7 protein-coding genes and 1 tRNA gene are annotated in these 17,827 nt (G+C 63.4%); 2 read left to right on the forward strand and 6 right to left on the reverse strand.

The features are described from left to right. The 5 genes from J3364_RS17430 to J3364_RS17450 all read right to left on the reverse strand — a co-directional run. A partial coding sequence (locus J3364_RS17430; protein ID WP_349559508.1) for a condensation domain-containing protein occupies window positions 1–1,587 on the reverse strand: 1,587 nt, incomplete at its 3' end. Continuing rightward, a complete protein-coding gene (locus tag J3364_RS17435) occupies window positions 1,587–11,246 on the reverse strand; it encodes a non-ribosomal peptide synthetase (protein WP_349559509.1) in 9,660 nt (3,219 codons plus the stop codon). The genes J3364_RS17435 and J3364_RS17430, both read right to left, overlap by 1 nt. A 74-nt stretch (window positions 11,247–11,320) precedes the next feature. Continuing rightward, the gene (locus tag J3364_RS17440) at window positions 11,321–12,634 is read right to left on the reverse strand and encodes a lysine N(6)-hydroxylase/L-ornithine N(5)-oxygenase family protein (RefSeq protein ID WP_349559510.1); all 1,314 of its coding nucleotides are present in this window, start codon (window positions 12,632–12,634) and stop codon (window positions 11,321–11,323) included. A gap of 279 nt (window positions 12,635–12,913) precedes the next feature. Next, complete coding sequence (locus tag J3364_RS17445; protein ID WP_349559511.1) at window positions 12,914–14,584, reverse strand: multidrug ABC transporter permease/ATP-binding protein; 1,671 nt, start codon at window positions 14,582–14,584, stop codon at window positions 12,914–12,916. Window positions 14,585–14,607: 23 nt separating this feature from the next. Beyond that, the gene (locus J3364_RS17450) at window positions 14,608–15,201 is read right to left on the reverse strand and encodes a sigma-70 family RNA polymerase sigma factor (RefSeq protein ID WP_349559512.1); all 594 of its coding nucleotides are present in this window, start codon (window positions 15,199–15,201) and stop codon (window positions 14,608–14,610) included. 196 nt (window positions 15,202–15,397) lie between these two features. Between J3364_RS17450 and J3364_RS17455 the strand changes: the two genes are divergently transcribed. Continuing rightward, a tRNA-Met gene (locus J3364_RS17455) sits at window positions 15,398–15,474 on the forward strand. 104 nt (window positions 15,475–15,578) lie between these two features. On the opposite strand, the gene J3364_RS17460 is transcribed toward J3364_RS17455, so the two are convergent. Then, window positions 15,579–17,006, reverse strand: a complete 1,428-nt coding sequence (locus tag J3364_RS17460) for a bifunctional diguanylate cyclase/phosphodiesterase (RefSeq protein WP_349559513.1) — start codon at window positions 17,004–17,006, stop codon at window positions 15,579–15,581. Window positions 17,007–17,351: 345 nt separating this feature from the next. Between J3364_RS17460 and J3364_RS17465 the strand changes: the two genes are divergently transcribed. Beyond that, window positions 17,352–17,819: a PACE efflux transporter gene (locus J3364_RS17465; RefSeq protein ID WP_349559514.1), complete on the forward strand. Its 468-nt coding sequence runs from the start codon at window positions 17,352–17,354 to the stop codon at window positions 17,817–17,819. Window positions 17,820–17,827 lie beyond the last annotated feature (8 nt).

Below are 17,827 nucleotides of genomic sequence, written 5' to 3' on the forward strand. Positions count from 1 at the left end.
GCTCAAACACCGGTCGCCGAAGACCAGTGCCTCGCGCTCCGGATGGGCCGCGGCCTGACGTTCGAACCGGCGATGCACCGGCTCCGGCTGGCCGTAATCCACCTCGGTGGCATTCCAGTCGGCCAAGCGCCCGCGGTCGCTGTCGGTCAGCAGATCGTAATCACCGATCGCTTCGTCCGGCGCCTCCGCAATTTGCCGGAGCAGACACTCAAACCGGTGGTGGATGCTGGCCACGGTGCCTTCATCAAACAGGTCCGACGCGTAGTTCCAGTTGCCGCCGACTCGGCCATCCGGGAAAGCCCAGGTATGCAAGGCCAGATCGAACTGGGCAGCACCCGCGTCCTGCGGCATCAGCTCGGCATGCAGGCCGGGCATCAGTTCGAAGGTTTCGGCGTCCCGCTGCTGGTGGTTGTAGAGCACTTGGAACAGCGGGTTGTGGCTCAGGCTGCGTTCCGGTTGCAGGTAATCTACCAAGTGTTCGAAAGGCAGGGCCTGATGCGCCTGGGCTTGCTGGGCCACCTCGCGCTCACGGTCCAGGAAGGTGGTGAACGACTCGCTGCCATCCAGCTCACTGCGCAGAACCTGGGTATTGACGAAGAAGCCAATCAGCCCTTCCAGCTCCGACCGTTCGCGCCCGGCAATCGGCACGCCGACACTCAGGTCGGTCTGGCTGCTCAGCCGGTGAAGCAACACCTTGTAGGCAGCGAGCATCACGGTAAAGAGGGTCGTGCCCCGGGCGCGGGCCAGGGCGTTCAGATCCTCGGCCAGCCCGTCATCCAGCGTGAAATGATGGCGCCCGCCCCGGAACGATTGTCGGGCCGGGCGCGGACGGTCCGTGGGCAGTTCCAGGACCGGCGGTTCGTCACCCAACTGACGGGTCCAGTAGTCGAGATCGACTTCACCGGTACCCGCCTCCAGGGCCCGACGCTGCCACAGCGCCACATCCGCGTATTGCAGCGGTAGCGGCGGCAGATCGGAGACTTCCCCAGTCAGGGCCGCGCGGTAGCACTGGACGAACTCCATCAGCATGACCTGGATCGACCAGCCGTCGGCGATGATGTGATGCAGGCACAGCACCAGACGATGATCGTCTTCCGACATCCGGACCAGTACGACCCGCCAGAGCGGTCCCTTGGCCAAATCGAAAGGCTGCTGCGCCACCTCGCGGGCACGCCTCTGGAACATGGCCTCGCTGTCAGCAGACAGTTGCAGGATTTCAACCGGCGCGAGCGGACCGACCACCTGCTGCGGTTCGCCATCGTCGTCCGCCCGGAAGGTGGTGCGCAGACTCTGGTGACGCTGCGCCAGAGTATCGAAGGCGGTCCGCAGGGCGGCCCGGTCCAGCGGTCCCCGCAGCCGGATCGCGCCCGGCAGGTGATAGGCGCTGTTGCCGGGCTCCAACTGGTCGATGAACCACAACCGCTGCTGGGCAAACGAGGCCGGACTGACGTCACCGGCCATGCCCTGCGGGATCGGCAGGGCCGACAGGGTCAGCCCCTGCGCCTGCAGCTTTTGGAGGAAGACCCGGCGCTTGTCGGCGCTCAGTTCCAGGAAGCGGCGTGACAGGGCCATCGCGTTGTCCTGCATTATTCGATCTCCTCCAGTTCACTCATCAATGCATCGAGGTTGTCCAGGCGGTCCTGGTCCAGGGTTTGGCCTTGCAGGCGCGTCACCACATCCGCCATCGCCGCTACGGTAGTGGCCTCGAAGGCTTCGGCCAGCGGAACGGTGACACCCAGGGTGTCGCGGATGCGGGACAGCAGGCGGGTGGCGAGCAGCGAGTGGCCACCCAGTTCAAAGAAATGGTCGTGCCGACCGACGCGGTCCACCTGCAACAGGTCCTTCCACAGTTCGGCAATGCCGATTTCAATGTCACCCGTGGGCGCTTCGAAGGGACGTTCGTCCAGGGTCGGTTCCGGCAGGGCCTTGCGGTCCAGCTTGCCATTGGCATTCAGCGGCAGACGGTCAAGGACGATCAGGTGCGTAGGCACCATCACTGCCGGCAGCTCGGCAGCCAGACGATCCCGCAGGCTTTCCGTCTCCAGGTGAAGACCATCGTCCGCCACGAGGTACGCCACCAGTTGGTTGCCATGGGGCGTTTCCTTGGCCGCCACGACAGCCTGCCGGACGCCGCCGCAGGCCAGCAGGCAGGATTCGATCTCGCCCAGCTCGATACGCTGGCCGCGGATCTTGACCTGGAAGTCCACGCGGCCGGCGTACTCCAGCACGCCTTCGTCGTTCCAGCGCGCGAGATCACCCGTGCGGTAGAGCCGGTCCCCGGGTCCGCCGAAGGGATCGGGAACAAAACGCTCGGCGGTCAAGCCGGGCTTGCCGGCATAGCCCCGCCCCACGCCGGTCCCGCCAACGTACAACTCACCCATCACGCCACGTGGTGCCAGCTCCAATTGGTTATCGAGCACATAAAGGCGGTTGTTGTCGGTCGGTTTGCCGATGGGGATACCGCCACGGGTTTCGCCAACGCTGATCAGCGTATGCAACGCCACGTCATCGGCACACTCCGCCGGACCGTAGGCATTGACCAGTGGGATACGGGGATAGCGCTCGAACCAGCGCTGGGCCAGCTCACGCGCCAATGCTTCGCCGGTGGGCAGCAGCCAACGTAACCCGAGACGCTGATCGGGCACCGCCAGGATGCCCTCGATCACGGCAGGCACACTTTCCAGAACGGTGACGCCACTGTCAGCAACGGCCTCCACCAGACGCTGGGGATCGTGCGTGATCTCGTCCGGAATGATTTCCAGACGACCGCCAAACAAGGGCGCGGTGAGGAACTGCCACACGGAAATGTCGAACCCGGTGGCGGCGGTCTGGGCGATCACATCGCCTTCACCCAGTTCCAGATAAGGCACCTTGGAAAGCTGGTTGTTGAGCATGCCCTGCTGATCGACCATGACACCCTTCGGCTCGCCGGTAGAACCGGAGGTGTAGATGACATACGCCAGTTGATTCATCGCCGGATAGCGGCGCGAATTGGCGTCATTGCCCGTCCGCAACAGGGATTCCAGTGTGATCACCCGGGGCCGCGCTTCGGTTTCCGCCAGGATGGCATCCACCTGTTCCCGACAGGCTTCCGGCGTCACCAGTACCGGCGCCTGACTGCTGTGCAGCATACGCCCGCTACGCGCCGGCGGATGGCGTTCGTCAAGGGCCAGGTAGGCGCCGCCGGCCTTGAAGGCACCGACGATCAGGGTCAGCAGTTCCAGGTTGCGGGGGGAATACAGGGCCACCACCTGGTCCGGCTCGACACCGGCTTCGATCAGGCCATGCCCGACCCGGTTGGCCTGCTGGTTGAGGGCACCATAGCTGAGCTCCCCGCCGTCGCAGCGGGCCACGATCCGCCCGGGATCGGCCAGCGCCCACGCCTCGAACCGCTCCAGCCAGCTCAGGCCCGTCCACTCGGGTTCCCGGTTGCCCTGTCCCTGCGCCAACAGGTCGCGACGCTCGTCTCCGGTCAGTAGCTGCACACCGGTCAACGGCTGTTCCGGCGCCGTCATCAGCTGGCGCAGGATATGCCGGTACTGGTTCAGCAGGGGCTGCATATCGGCGGTCCGGAAGAAACGGGTGTCGTAGCTGAACTGCAACTGGTAGGTCTCACCCGGCAGGATCACCACGGTAAGCGGGTAATTGGTATGGGTCCGGTTGGCCCGCGGGCGGATACCGTATGCTTCGGCGGCCTGCTGCACTTCCGGTCCCATGGGCACGTTTTCGAACACGAACAGGCTATCGAACAGCGCCTCGCCCCGAGGCGTGTCTGCCAGGTGCTGAACCTCCGCCAGGGACAGGTGTTCGTGCTGGCGCATCGCGGCATTGGCGGATTGCAGCGACTGCAGGACATCCAGGCCGGTGCGGGTACCGGCTTCCATGCGGATACGCAGGGGCAGTGTGTTGATGAACAGACCGAGGGTTTCCTCGATACCGTCCAGTTCGGTAGGCCGACCGGCGACGGTGACGCCGAACAGCACATCGTCCTGACCGCCGTGGCGCATCAGCGCCATTGCCCAGGCCGCCTGCATAAAGGTGTTGACCGTCAGTTTGTGCCGGCGGGCCTGATCCGCCAGCTGCGACGTTTCCTCGGCGGTCAGGGACACGGCGACGTCCTCGATAACCGATTTCCCCTGTGCACTGTGCTGGTATGGCAGGGGCGTGACCTCGTTGAAGCCGCCGAGGGTGTCACGCCAGAATTGCCGTGCCTGCGCCTCATCCTGCTGTTGCAGCCAGGCAATAAAGTCCCGGTAGGGGCGTGCCGGGGTCACGATCAGTTCGCGTCCGGCCAGCAGGCTGCGATAGTGATCGAAGAATTCCGCCAGCATCAGGCCACGGCACCAGGCATCGATAAGCGCATGGTGGTGACTCTGGACAATCCGGTAATCCTCCTCGCCGAAACGCACCAGTCGCAGGCGCAGCAGCGGCGGTCGGGTGAAATCGAACCCATCGCGGCGCTCCTGGTCCAGCAAGGCCTCCAGTTCGGCCTCGGCCTGCTCGCGATCGAGATGACTGAGGTCGATCCACTGGGCCGGGGACGGGACGTCCCGGTAGACGATCTGGTGCGGTGTGCCGCCATCGAGACCGTGGAAACCGGTACGCAGCATCGGATGCCGGCGGACGACAGCCTGCCACGCCGCCTTGAAGGCCTCGAAATCCACGGCGCTATGGACGTCATACTGATCCTGCATCAGGTAGATGCCGCTGCCCTGCTCCAGCAGGCTGTGCAGCAGGATGCCTTCCTGCATCGGCGCCAGCGGCAGGATGTCTTCGATGTTGGCGGGGTTATCGAGCGTATCCAGTTGCGCCTGGTCCAGCCGGGCCAGCGGCACATCGGAAGGCGTCAGACCGCCCGCATGCTCCCGGCACCGCTCAATCAGCGACGTCAGCGCCTGCCGGTAGGCCTCGGCCAGGGCGTCGACCTGGGGCCGGTCGAAACGGGATTCGCTGTAGGTCCAGTGGAGGCGCAACTGGCCGTCGCGGACCAGACCATCCACCACCAACGCGTTCGCCATGGGGCCCTCGCTGTCGCGCAGGTCACCAACGGGGCCATCGTCCAGGGCCAGCCCGGATTCCGCGGGGGATTCAAGCTGCCCCAGGTAGTTGAAAGTCAGTCCCGTGCCCGTCAGTGACGGCAGGTCCGCGCCCTGGAGTTCCTTCAGCACGCCATAACCCAGGCCGTCGCCCGGCACGGCACGCAGCGTTTCCTTGGTTTGTTTCAGGGTGGCCAGGGCATCCGCCCCGCTTTCCAGGGCAACCGGATAGAGCGACGTGAGCCAGCCGACCGTCCGACTGACGTCCGGCGCATCCTCCGGCCCGCGGCGACCATGGCCTTCCAGCATGACCACATGGCGGGCCCGGCCGGTCCACTGCTCCAGCGCGGTCGCCAGCGCCGCCAGCAGGGCATCGTTGATACGGGTCCGGAAAGCGCCGGGCACGTCGTTCAGCAGTGCCCGGGTCTGTGACGCATCCAGCATGATATCCAGATGGCCGGCGTTGGCCACGCGGGCCGATCCGTCCGGTCGGGCACAGGGCATGGCCGCCTCATCAACGGTGAAGGTCTGCCAGTATTGGAGTTCGCCGTCGAGACGTCCGTCCGCCAGCGTCTGGTCCAGATAGGCGGCCCAGTCGTGGAGCCCGGTGGTTTCAGCGGCGAGATCGACCGACTGGCCCTGCTGGTGCTGGCCATAGGCCATTTCCAGGTCATCCAGCAGCACGCGCCAGGACACACCATCCACCACAAGGTGATGGGCCGTCAGCATCAGGATCTGCTGACCGTTCGGCAGGTTGGCCAGCACGGCGCGCAATAACGGGCCGTCGGTCAGGTGCAGATTGCGGTGCGCCTCATTGAATGTGGCAAGCATGGCGGCCTCGTCCGCGACTTCCACGACCTGGAGCACATCCTGCGGCACCCGGTCGGTGATCGCCTGGGTCGCCTTTTCCGGATCAAATCGCAGGCTCAGTGCGGGATGGACCCGAACCACAGCGGCCAGCGCTTCGCGCAGTGCATCGGTATCCAGCGGCTCCTGGGCGCGCAGGCGTACCGCCTGGTTCCAGTGATGCCGGTTCGCTACCGGTTGACGGAAAAAGTGCTGCTGGATAGGCGTCAACGGATAGGCCTCGTTGAGCGCCACCGCTTTCACCGACTGCGCAGGGGACGCCTTGGTTTGGACCTCGGCCACCTGCGCCAATTCGGCAATGGTCTGCTTCTCGAACAGTTGCTTGGGTGTCAGGCGAACGCCCTGCTTCCGGGCACGGGCAATGACCTGCAGGCTGATGATGGAATCCCCGCCCAGGCTGAAGAAGTTGTCGTGACGCCCAACCCGGTCCACCGGCAGCAGCGACGTCCACAGGTCCGCCAGGATCGTTTCCACACCCTCCAGCGGCGCGGCGAAGTCCTCGCCCTGCCGTTCCGGTTCCGGCAGCGCCCGTCGATCCAGCTTGCCGTTCTCCGTCAACGGGAACGACGACAACGGCAGGATGTGGGCGGGCACCATATAGTCCGGCAACTGCTGTTCCAGCGTTGCCCGCAGCGCGTCCACGTCCAGTGCGTCTGCCAACGGATAGGCGACAAGCTGGCCGTTGTCATCCAACTGCACATGGGCGTCGGACACCCCGGCAAAGGCCCGCACCCGCTGGGCCACCTCACCCAGGGAGACGCGGTAGCCCCGCACCTTCACCTGGTCGTCCTGGCGGCCCAGGAACGCCAGCCGGCCGTCCTCCAATCGTTGGGCCTGATCGCCGGTGGCGTAGAGACGCTGGCCCGCGTGATCCGGATCGGCCATAAAGACCTGGGCGGTCTGTTCCGGCAACCCGAGATAGCCCCGCGCCAGTCCGGCGCCACCCAGCACCAGTTCCCCACGGGCACCCTGCGGCAGCAGCAGGCGCTCGTCGTTCATTATTTGCGCCCGGATATTCGGCAGCGGTTGCCCTAACGGCACAGTGTCTGTCGTCTCGCCCGTGGTTTCCGTAACCAGGACACCGACGGTGGATTCGGACGGGCCGTAGTGGTTGAACACGCGGCAATCGGAGTTCAGGGCCCGCACCTGATCCACCAGCGAGGCCGATAGCGCTTCGCCGCCCAGGACCAGCGCGGTGCGTGGTAATACCCGCGCCGGGTCCTCCGCCTGCAGCAAGCCGGCAAGATGCGTCGGCACAATCTTGAGCACATCCACCCGATGGCGTGCCATGTATCCGGCGAACGCTTCGGCGTCCATCACACGGTCCGCGCTCAGCAGATGCAACGTGCGCCCGGTGCAGAGCGCCCCGAACAGGGTGGTATGCCCCAGGTCCGCCGCCACGGTGGACACCATCGCCATGCTGGCCGTTTCCGGCAAGGCCAGGGTGCGCATCACACCCTGCACGTAGTTGGCGATGGCGCCGTGACTGACCACCACGCCTTTGGGCGTACCACTGGTTCCGGAGGTATAGATCAGGTAGGCCGCCTGGTCAGGGTCGATGGCAACGCGCACCGGCTCTGACGCCGTCAGGCGCCAGTCGGCGTCAGCCTCGAATCCTATACGGACACCCTCGAAGCCGGGCACGGGCGCTTCCGCCAGCAGCACGGGCGCACCGCAATCCCGCAGCACAAAGGCCTGCCGCTCTGCCGGCCATTTCGGGTCGAGCGGAACGAAGGCGCCGCCGGCCTTGAGTACGGCGACAACCGCTACGGCAAATTGCGGCGACCGATCCAGGCAGAGCCCGACCGGCACATCCGCGGTCACGCCCCGCTGTCGTAGCGTTCGTGCCAGCCGGTTGGACACGGCTTCCAGCCATTCATAGCTGTAGGCGTCGTCCTCGAACTGCAGCGCCTGGCGTGGCGCACTGTCTCCGATGTGCGACTGCCAGAGCGCCACCAGATCCGTATGGGGGAAGACCACCTCCTCACCTTCCAGAACCGATGGCGGAGCCAGCAGATCGAACGCGCCCAGGGAGCGGTCGGGATCGGCCGTTACCTGCTCGGCCAGGCTCACCAACTCCTCGGCAAATCGGTCGATACGCGGCGCGTCGAACAGGTCACAGGCGTAGGTGAGGACACCTTCGATTCCGTCGGCGTGATCGGTGATGTCCAACCCCAGATCGAAGTGGGCAGCGTCGTCATCCCGCTGACGCATGGCCAGGGTCAGGCCCGGCAGTTCCAGATGGTCGGGTAACGGCAACTGCTGGGTGAACTTCACCTGGCACAGGGGGTTGTGGCGCAGGTTGCGTTCCGGCTGCAGCGCTTCCACCAGCTGATCGAACGGCAGGTCCGCGTGGGCCTGGGCACCTTGGGTCATGGTGCGGACGTTGGCCAGGAAGTCCCGGAAACTCAGGTCCGCCCGGGGCTGGCTGCGCATCACCAGCGTGTTGACGAACAGCCCCACCAGCCCTTCGGTTTCCGGCCGCCCCCGACCGGCCACCGGCACGCCGACCCGCAGGTCCCGTTGGCCGGTGTAGCGGTAGAGCTGGGTCTTGTAGAGCGCCAGCATCAGCATGAACAGGGACACGCCTTCGGCACGGGCCCGTTCGTGCAGACGACGGCTGAGGGATTGCGGGAAGCGGAAGCTGACCCGTGCCCCCCGGTGACTCTGCGCGTCCGGCCGTGGCCGGTCGGCGGGCAGGGTCAGGACAGGCTGCTCATCACCCAGTTGTTTTTTCCACCAGGCCAACTGGCGTTCGCCTTCCCCGCCGTCCAGGCGATCACGTTGCCAGTGGGCGTAGTCGATGTATTGGACAGGCAGTCCCGGCAGGTCCGGCTCGCGACCGTCCACAAACGCGGTGTAGAACGCCGCAAATTCCCTGACCAGAACCTGGGCGGACCAGCCGTCCGCAATGATGTGATGAATCACCAGCACCAGGCGGTGATCCGTTTCGGACAGTTTGACGAGGTGCGCTTGCCACAACGGTCCGGTTTCCAGATCCATGGACCGGCCGACCCAGCTCCGGTTCAGCCCGGTCAGTTCGTCGTCCGGGGCATCGCTACCGGACAAGTCATGGCGCTGGAGGGAAACCGGCTGCGGGTCCAGAACCGACTGGATCGCTTGCTGGTCGGCATCCTCACCGAAGACGGTGCGCAGGCTCTCATGGCGAGCGGCCAGGGCATCCAGGCTCTGTTGCAGTGCCTGCTCGTCCAGTCGGCCGCGCAACTGCCATTCGCCAGCCAGGTGATAGGCCGTCGAGCCGCCTTCCAGCCGGTCGAGAAACCACAGCCGCTGTTGGGCATGGGATTGCACCGGGGTTGCATCCGCCGGTCTGCGAACCAGCGCTTCGTTGCGGCCCCCGTGGCGCTGCTCCGCCACCCAGGCGGAGAAATCCGCCAGTCGGGGACGCTCGAACAGCGCCCCCGGATCGAGATCAATACCCAGCGTCTGGTTAAGCCGGGACACCACCTGCATCAGGCCAACGGAATCGCCACCCAGGGCAAAGAAATGATCCTCCGGCGCCAGACTATGCTGCTTCAGCACCTCCTTCCATGCAGCAACCACCTCCGGCAGCAACCCGGTCGCCGGATCCGTACCGGAGCGGTCGGCGTCCAGCAGACGCCCCTGCTGCCAGGCTGCATAGATCGCCAACTGACCGCGCTCCCAACCCGTCCGGCAGGCCGAACGCTGCAACTTGCCGCTGGTGGTGCGCGGGAGAGTGCCCGGCTCCAGCAGCAGGATCAGTTGCGGCGCAACCTGGAGCTGATCGGTCAGGGTTTCGACGATGGTCGCACAGATAATCTCCGGCTTGACCATCCTGCGGACGCTGCGACCGATCTCCAGGGCCAAACCGACACCTTCGGCGCCGTCTGCATCCCGGGTGGCAAACGCGGCAATCCGCCCCTGCCGCAGCAATTCCAGCTCCCGCTCCAGGGTCGCTTCGATATCCTGGGGATAGAGATTCTGGCCGTTAAGGATGATCACATCCTTTTGTCGACCGGCAATAAACAGGTCATTGCCTTTGGCAATACCCAGGTCACCGGTGCGCACCCAGCGCTGACCGTCGGCTTCCACAAACGTCGCCGCCGTAGCTTCAGCGTTCTGCCAGTAGCCTTGCGCCACACTCGGCCCGGCCACCCAGATTTCCCCGACTTCGCCCTCGCCGACAACAGAACCGTCCTGGGTATCGACCAGCCGGATCGCGTGATCCGCATCCGCCCAGCCGCAGCCGATCAGCTTGCTTTGCCGCGCCGCAGCCTGGGCCGGGCCAGCCGTCATTTGCCCGGCGTCAAAACTGAATTCCCGGATCTCGCCATTAAACGCATGGGAGCTGACAAACAGGGTCGCCTCAGCCAGACCGTAGCTGGGCGCCAGGGATGCATCCCGGAACCCGGCAGCGGCAAAGCGCTCAGCGAACAGCGCCAGGGTCTGCGGCCGGATCGGCTCGGAGCCGGTAAACGCCATTCGCCAGTGGGACAGGTCAAGGCGGGCAATGTCCTCGTCCCGCAGCCGTTCGGCACACAGCCGGTAGGCAAAATCGGGCCCGCCGGAGAAGGTTCCCTGGTAGCGACTGACCGCCTCCAGCCAGCGCGCCGGCCGGCCCAGGAAGAACTGCGGCGTCATCAGGTTCACGCTGTGTCCGTGAAGGATCGGCAACAACAGGCCCGCCATCAGCCCCATATCGTGGAACAACGGCAGCCAGTTGACCCAGACGTCGCTGTCGCTGGCGCCGAAGCCGTTGGCCATGGCCCGCTCGTTGGCCATCAGGTTGGCGTGGGAGACCATCACCCCCTTCGGCGCCGAGGTGGAGCCGGAGGTGTACTGCAGGAAAGCCAGATCGTCGTGATGGATACGGTGCGACTGCAACGCCTCGCTGTAGTCCAATGGGACCTGATCCACCGCGACCAGTTGGCCACCCTCTGCCAGCACCGGTTGCAACTGCCCCCGGTAGCGTTCCAGGTCCGCCGACAGCCCGAGCACCGCCTTGGGCTTGGCATCCCGCATGATGCCCACCAGCCGGTCCAGGTAGGCCTGGCGGTTGTTTTCCGGTGGGAATGCCGGCACGGCAATGGCGCCCGCCTGGAAGCAGCCGAAGAAGGCCGCTGCGAAATCCGCCCCACTGGGCAGCATCAGCAGACAACGCTCACCGGCCACCAAACCCAGATGGGATTGCAGATACGCCGCCAGCGCACTCGACTGCCGGTACAGCGTGTCGTAAGTCGTGACTCTGGGCGGCCCGTCGTCCTGCTGGATATGCCGGATCACCGGCGCATCCGGCCGATCATCCGCATAATGCGCCAGGACGTCTGCAAAATTGGGGAAGGATTGCGGGTCTTTGCTCATGGTCTCACCTGCCAGCAGGGGTCAATGCATGCTCAGGCGCCGGAACGGCGCCATCAGGGTTCGGAATCGTCGGCTCAGAGGACGGAGGTCAGGCTGGCCTCTTGATCAGCCCGTGCCGTGGCCGCTGCCGTGCGCCCCAGGAAGATCGATTCGAGGATTTCCTGCGAGCGCACCGCCAGTACCGACAGCAGGGTATCGCTCAAGCCATGGCTGACTTCACAGCAGCCCTGCAGGTAAATGCGCGATTCACTGTCCTTGAGCTTGAGGCGGTAGTGGCGGTCCGGCGTGAAGCTCTCGACATGATCGCCCAGTCCGGCCAGCAGCTCATGGTGCTGGTCGCGACGGTAGCCGGTCGCCAGGACCACGGCGTCGACGTCGTGGACGGATTCGCGGTTGTCCGCCAGATCGCGCAGGGTCAGGTGCAGACCGCCCTCACCCGCATCCACGTTCGTGACTTCGCGGCGGGCCAGCATCTGGTGACGCTCCTCGCCACGCAGCTTCTGCAGGTAGAACAACTGGTAGATGCGCTCGATCAGCTCAAGATCGACGACGGCGTAGTTGGTGTTGCGGAATTCGGTCAGCAGCTCCCGGCGGCGTTCTTCACTCTGCCGGAAGATCTGGTCGATAAAGGACGGGTTGAAGATTTCGTTGACGAAGGGACTGTCGTCGGAGGGCTTCAGCGCTGTGCCCCGCAGGATCAGGGACGCGTCCACCTGGGGGAAACGGGTGGTCAGGTCCTCGAAGATTTCAGCCGCACTCTGACCACCACCCACCACGGCCACCCGGGCACGCCGACCGGAGTCCGCCAGCAGGGTTTCGATCCGCCCACGGTACTGGGAGGAATGCAGTACCCGCGGGTCTTTCACGCCTTCGAATGCCGCCGGTACCTGCGGTGCACCGCCCATGCCCAGCACCAGGTTACGGGCGCGTCGTCGGCGGATCTCACCATCCGCATCCCGGGACAGCACTTCGACCCCGGTCAACTTGCCGTCTTCCAGAAGAGGCTCGACGGCCTGTACATGCTGACCGTAATGGACCTGGTCATCGAACTGGGACGCCGCCCAGCCCAGATAATCATTATATTCCTCGCGGGTCGGGAAAAAGGTCTGGATGTTGATGAAATCCTCCAGACGGCCCTGTTCCTTCAGGTAATTGATGAAGGTAAAGCGACTGCGCGGGTTACGCAGGGTAGCCAGATCCTTGAGAAACGAGATCTGCATGGTTGAACCGTCAATCAGCATGCCTTCGTGCCAGTTGAACGCCGGCTTGCGCTCCAGGAAGCACGCGTCGGGCGAGCGCGCGCCCTGCGCAAATTCCCGGGTAGCTATCGCCAGGGCCAGATTGGACGGGCCGAACCCGACGCCTAAATAGTCATGGATGTGACTCATCACCTTTCTCCCGTAGTCGTGAACTGAGGTCGAATCCCTTGCTTTCCCGCCCGGGGTCGGATGGCACCAGACCAAAAAGCAAATAATTCTCATTTACAGACGTTCAGGGAGAAGCGGTGTTTAAAGGAATATTGAAAAGGAGTCTGTTGCGGGAAAGGACAATGAGACCAGGCTGACCGGAACAGCCGGTCCATACAGAACACAGGGCCCTGAAACCCTTCGCGACCTATAGCAAGGAGCACTGAAGGTGCCGGATGACACCTTCAGAAACCAGGTCCATTAACCTGCCGAACTGACCGCCCGAACCGCGTCATCGCTCACCTGCCGGCGCTGTTCGCCGGTCAGTTCGATCAGTTGACCGTTGTCCATCTTCAAAAGCCGGTCGGCCTGATCGAAATAGTGGTCGTCGTGGGTAATGGCAAAGATCGTCTTGCCGCGTGCCTTCAGCATGGGAATCAACTCTCGGTAAAACAGGCGCCGGAACAATGGATCCTGATCGGCGGCCCACTCATCCAGCAGCAGGATATCCCGCTCTTCCAGCAGTGCCAGCAACAGCGCCAGACGCTTACGCTGCCCCTGTGACAGGCGCGTGTCGGCGATGCGCCCATCCGCAATCTGCGCCTTTTCCCGCATGTGAAGCTGATCAAGCCAGTGGGTGACCTGGTCCGAGTCCGCATCGAGACCTTGATCGGCAATCAACTGATCAAAGAGATAGAAATCGGTAAACACCGAGGCAAACAGCCGGCGGTAGGCGGACCAACCGTCACCGTCGACAGCGACGCCATCCAGCAGGACGTCGCCGGATTGCGGGCGATAGAGCCCGGACAGCAACCGTGCCAGTGTCGACTTACCGCTGCCATTGCCGCCCACCAGGAACACCACCTCACTGCGCCGCAGGGTCAGGTTGACCGGCCCCACGTCAAAGCCCCGCTCGCCCTCCTGCGCCGGATAGCGGTATTCCGCGCCGGCCAGTTGAACTTCCTGCCAGTCACCGTTGGGATTGAACATCGGCTGGTCGAATCCCGGGGAGTACTCGGCCAGGGCCAGGGTGTCCAGTTTGTCCAGCGACACCCGAGCTGACATCATCGATGGCAGCGATGCAACCGCTGAGACCAGCGGCGTCCGCATAAACAGGATGGTCAACGCGTAGGTCGATGCCACCGCCGTGTTCGCCCAACCCAGACCATTGGCCAGATAGAACGACAGACCGATGGTCCCGAGTACCATGATGTTCGCCCAGTTGCTGGCGATGCTGTGGTAGCGATCCGCCAGGGTGACGTGGCGGCGATAGGCATCAGCGCTGACGTCGAACTCATCGTCATAATAGCGCCGAGCCCGATCACGATTCAGGGCCAGCTCCTTTCGCCCCTCGATGGCGGCCTGATAATCCTGATAGATACGATCTTCCGACTCCCGAAGCAATTGCAGATGGCGGTTCAAGCCTTTCACCAACACCCAGCCGACACCCAGGGTGAACGCCATCCAGAGCAAGGTCATGCCAAACAGCGGCAGCGACAGCCAGGCCAAATAGACGAACGCCGCAACGCTCAACGCCAGGCCATACATCAACTCCGGCAAATGTACGAACGCGAGGGTGATGTTGCGGATATCGCTGGAGAGGCTCGCCAGTATATTCGCCCCTCCGATGGCTTCCAGCCGTTCGATACCGGTATCCAGCACCCGCTTCACAAGCGAGCGTCGCATGGCGTAGACGAAGCGGTGACCGATCGCCGTCAGGGCCACCTGGGCACCGGACGCCATCACCAACAAGAGCAACAACAGTCCGCCGAATTGCCAGAGGATGCCGTCGAGATTCTCCGCAGCCGCCAGCATTTTCTGGTTGATAAAGGCAATCACCGCCACGCTTAACAAGGCGCTGGCAATGCTCAGTAATAACGAGCCCCCGAGCGCGCCGGGGTTGTGACTGAAGATCAGTCGGATCAAACGCATGATTATTTTCCTGGTCCGGACATTCAGGCCGTCTGGCCGGCTTCCAGCCGACTGCGGCAGTGGGCGAGGGTATCCCGTAGCATGAAATTCACCAGTGTTGGCGAGACCCCCAGGCGCTGGGCCACATCCCGCTGAGTCTTACCCTCCAGTCGACTCATCACCAGTACCCGCTGCATCCGTGCCGGCAGCTCCGCCAGCGCTGCCACCACCTGTTGCAGGGCGTCGCTGCCGATCATCCGCTGCTCCGGTGACGCTGACGGTGGTGCTGGCTCCTGCGTCATCAGACTGCTGCAGGCGCTGTGACGCTTTTCCAGTGACAGGCGACGCAACCGGTCAATCGCCAGATTGCGCACCACCCGGAACAGGAACCGCCCCTCGTCGCGTACGTCCGGCCCCGCGCCCTGCTCCCAGAGCTTGAGGAAGGCATCCTGGACCACATCCTCGGCCCGCGCACGACACCCCATCATCGCCTGGGCCGAATCGATCAGCGGCCGCTCGTACTCACGGTAAGCGGCCAGCAACCGCCTGCGCTGTTCTCCCAACTCGCCCCGTCCGAGCGGATCTACACCCAGACGACACCCCCGCTGATATGCCAACTCTTTTCTATAGGAACCCATAAATCCATCCGTGGGCTTCGAATTTATTTAATGATAATTATTATCATTTAACTTCGTATTACAATACGTAGCTGTAAAAGTCATATGAGCGGGTGGGTTTTGACGAGAAATTTTGGCTCTGGAAGGGTTGACAGCTTCAGCCAAAATCCCGAGAATACGCGCCTCGTTGAGAGCCCTTCTGGCCTCACAACGAGATGGCAAGGTAGCTCAGCTGGTTAGAGCACAGCACTCATAATGCTGGGGTCGGCGGTTCGACTCCGCCCCTTGCTACCATTATTCAAAAAAAGGCCCCTCGCGAAAGCGAGGGGCCTTTTTTACGTCCGAAGGAACGCGAGTTGAACCGCCAAATGCGGATTCAACCGGAGTACGCCTGCCCCTCAATCAGCCACGTCATCCCCAACCGCCAGACAGATCCGGTCCCGGCCCCCGGTCTTGGCCCGATACATCGCCTCATCCACCCGATTCACCAGCGTGTCCCGGTCGTCGTCGCTGCGGGCAATGGCCAGTCCGATGCTCATGGTCAGCTCGACAGGCTTATCCTTCGGGGTAAAGTCGGCCGCACGCAGGTTATCCGCCAGGCGCTCGAGAAAATTCAGGGCGCCTTCGAGGTCGGTTTCGGGCAGCAGCATCAGGAACTCCTCTCCGCCCCAACGAGCCGTGATGTCGGTGGTCCGGGTGAGTTCGCAAACCGTGTCGGCAAACAGTTCCAGCGCGGCATCGCCGGCGGCGTGGCCGTGTTTGTCGTTGATGGCCTTGAAGTGGTCGAAGTCGAGTAGCGCGACGGCCAGGGCGTTGCCGTAACGTCTGGAGCGATCCAGTTCGGCGTTCAGGCGTTCTTCCATATAACGTCGGTTGAACAGGCCGGTCAGGGAGTCGGTACGCGCAAGCACTTCCAGTTCCAGCCGGGCCTGTTCCAGCTTGTGCATATCCTCCCGCCGGGCCAGTTCATGCCCCACCCACTGGGCAAACAGGCGAACCAGTTCGATATCCTGGTTCGAAAAGGGGCTGGTCGGTTCAGGGCTGGAAAAGTTCAGGGTGCCATAGCGCTCGCCGTCCACGAAGATGGTCGCGCCCAGATAGGCTTCCAGCTGGAAGTTGATGTAGCAGGGGTGCGTGCGCAGATCGCTTTTGCTGGCATGATAGAAACCGCGGACATCCCCGACGTTGAACACGTGGCTGCAGTAGGTTTCGGCAAAACGGAACGTCATCCCCGGGTGCAGGGCGTTGCCCGGATCGATGGCCCGCATGACGGTGTAGGTGTCGCCCTCGATACGGCTGAAAATACCAATTGGCAGTCCGAAATGTTCCGTGCCGAGCCGCAGGATGGCGTCGACCCGCTCGTCGAAATTCAGTTCGCGGGATGTGGTGATGGCGTGCAGCTGACTCAAGGTCTGCTCGGTCACCAGGCGGTGGGTGACGTCCCGGATGAAGGTCAGGAAAACAAGGTGCGCCTGTTCCGGGCTGTCTATGGGGCCAATCAGGGTTTCGCCATCGAAGCCGTGACCGCTTTTTCGCCGATAGTGAACGATCACAGTCTCGTCTTCCGGATCGGCCTCCGTGTCGAGAGAACCGGTATTCTGGACGTCGATGGCATCGTCCGGATCGGCGTAGAGCATCCGCATCTTCTGCCCGGCCAGCTCGGCTTCGTCGTAACCGAAGATCTCACAGGCCTTACGATTGACCATCACGATCCGTTGTTCGGCGTCCGCCGCAATCACGGCCACGTCCATATTGGCAAAGACGAATGGCAGCACACCACCCAGTGCGGACAACGAGGTGCCCTGGAATACGGATGTCAGTGGCATAGACAACACTCCCGCCCACACGCCATCCTCTCTGGCCACTCGGAGCGGTATCCATACTGCTGCCCGGTTATTGTTTGATGATCGGTCAAAACCGACAACACGTGATGCATTGAAGACCCTGTCAGTATATCGCATATGAACATATCGGCTTGCATTTGGCGCTTCTGCAAGTATCCGGCCACGCCATGTACGCGTGGTCTGGGTTTGCGATCGCGGTAAAACTACGCATTCACCTCTTCCGTGCGAATCGCTAAAAAGGCAACATTCAACGCTTTTGAGGACGACCTCTCCCAGTCTGGGACTCGAATGCGGGACGACCCGCTTTGTCTGGAGCCCTGCCCTGCCATGCGCACGCCCAAAGACCGGATTCGGCAAGCCGTCAGTTTTGAAGTGATTGGCTTGTTCCTGGTCATTCCACTGGCCTCCTGGGCCTTCGACCTGCCGGTCAGCGACACCGGCGTTCTCGGCCTGATCGGTGCCTCCCTGGCGACCGGCTGGAACTATGCGTTCAACCTGCTGTTTGACCACGGACTAAAGCGCTGGAGAGGTACGACCCGGAAGAGCTTCCGGATGCGTCTGGTGCATGCGATCAGTTTCGAGGCGGGGTTGATGCTGGCGTTTCTGCCCATTGTCGCCTGGTGGCTGGAGGTGGGGCTGGCCGAGGCGCTGGTGATGGATTTGTCGTTCGTCCTGTTCTACCTGGTTTATGCCTTCGTGTTTACCTGGGCGTATGACACGGTCTTTCCGGATCCGGATACCACGCCCACGCCAGCATCTCGTGAAAACACCGCTTCCCTGTCGTCATCAAGGTAGAAAACCGG

The sequence above is a fragment of the Marinobacter sp. NFXS9 genome (assembly GCF_040148665.1).
Taxonomy (GTDB): domain Bacteria; phylum Pseudomonadota; class Gammaproteobacteria; order Pseudomonadales; family Oleiphilaceae; genus Marinobacter_A; species Marinobacter_A mangrovi.

What these genes read in the sequence shown, in the direction of transcription:
- J3364_RS17460 (WP_349559513.1), bottom strand. Translation starts at nt 17,006, where the DNA reads ATGCCACTGACATCCGTATTCCAGGGCACCTCGTTGTCCGCACTGGGT.
- J3364_RS17435 (WP_349559509.1), bottom strand. Translation starts at nt 11,246, where the DNA reads ATGAGCAAAGACCCGCAATCCTTCCCCAATTTTGCAGACGTCCTGGCG.
- J3364_RS17440 (WP_349559510.1), bottom strand. Translation starts at nt 12,634, where the DNA reads ATGAGTCACATCCATGACTATTTAGGCGTCGGGTTCGGCCCGTCCAAT.
- J3364_RS17465 (WP_349559514.1), top strand. Translation starts at nt 17,352, where the DNA reads ATGCGCACGCCCAAAGACCGGATTCGGCAAGCCGTCAGTTTTGAAGTG.
- J3364_RS17450 (WP_349559512.1), bottom strand. Translation starts at nt 15,201, where the DNA reads ATGGGTTCCTATAGAAAAGAGTTGGCATATCAGCGGGGGTGTCGTCTG.
- J3364_RS17445 (WP_349559511.1), bottom strand. Translation starts at nt 14,584, where the DNA reads ATGCGTTTGATCCGACTGATCTTCAGTCACAACCCCGGCGCGCTCGGG.